This is a genomic window from Flavihumibacter sp. CACIAM 22H1, from assembly GCF_001601815.1.
Lineage (GTDB): Bacteria > Bacteroidota > Bacteroidia > Chitinophagales > Chitinophagaceae > Flavihumibacter.
Map to the genome: position 1 here is coordinate 4668 of NZ_LUKG01000129.1, position 1211 is coordinate 5878.

The 1211-nt window shown below is 45.3% G+C and carries 1 protein-coding gene and 1 pseudogene; both read right to left on the reverse strand.

Translation table 11 applies throughout. The features are described from left to right. The coding region (locus A1D16_RS20810) for an SDR family oxidoreductase (RefSeq protein ID WP_290713321.1) at nt 1-255 on the reverse strand (255 nt) is incomplete at its 3' end. A gap of 58 nt (nt 256-313) precedes the next feature. After that, nucleotides 314-1211 (reverse strand): annotated as a pseudogene (locus tag A1D16_RS20815) (AAA family ATPase); the annotation flags it as partial.

Consider the following 1211-nt stretch of genomic DNA (forward strand, 5'->3'; position numbering starts at 1 on the left):
CCCCATTATCTCCTGCGATTTGGTAAACAGGTTTTCCAGCTCCTCCATATTTGTAGCGTCTGCGGGTACTATTTCCGCACCAGTTTTTTCAGCCAGTTTTTTTATTTCACCCATACGCATAGCAATTGGCGCATTGGTCAATACAATTGAAGCACCTTCTTCATGTGCTTTCTCAGCAACTTTCCAGGCAATGGAATTTTCGTCCAGCGCGCCGGAAATGATACCTCTTTTACCTTTTAATAAGTTATATGCCATAATGAAAATTTAAAATTGTATTGTTTTATGGAGCGAAAATAAGCAGTTGCCGCTATTTTTAAGCGTTCATAATCAGTTCCTTTGCATTTTCAATGGCAATTGCTGAAGGTTTATCGCCTCCCAACATCTGTGCAATGGCAGTTACCCGCTCTTCGGCAGAAAGTGCTTTTATACCCGTTTGGATCGTTTTGCCCAACTTCTCTTTATAAACAAATAAATGCCGGTCGGCCCTGCCGGCGATCTGTGGCTGGTGGGTTATACAGATCACCTGCCGCGAAGCGGCCAGTTCTTTCATAATCAATCCTACCTGGCGACTTGCCTCCCCTGATATGCCCGTATCTATTTCATCAAAAAGAAGGGTGGGCAAATTAATCTTTTTTGCAACCAGTGATTTTATACAGAGCATAAGTCGGCTTAATTCGCCCCCACTGGCAACTTTCCGAACCGGCGCAAATTGCCCGCTTTTATTGGCATCAAAAAGAAAGTCGATGGAATCGATGCCCAGCATACCTGGTTCCATTTTATCCATCTGTATTTTGAGGCGGGCATTCGGCATACCTACCCGGGTAAGTAATTGGGCCACCTGCTTTTCAAGAGGAGCAATTTGTTTTTTTCTTGCTTCGCTTAATGTACCGGCCAGCAGTTTTACCTTTTCGCCAGTTTCCTGCACCTGCTTTTTCAACCTATTGATCTGATCGTCCAGTTGATCTATATTACCCAGCTTGCCCTCCAGTTCCTCCTTTAATTCCACCAGCTGGCGGGTAGTCTGAAACCCATGCTTTTTAAGCAGTCTGTATCCAAGGTTAATACGTTCGTCGATTTGGGCGATCCGTTCAGGATCGTGTTGGATTTTATCACTAAGCCGGTCTGCTTCCTCGGCAAGATCATCGAGTTCGATCTGGGCTGCCGTCAGCCGATTTTGCAGCTCCTGAATGACTGAGTGCCCGGAAGAATAG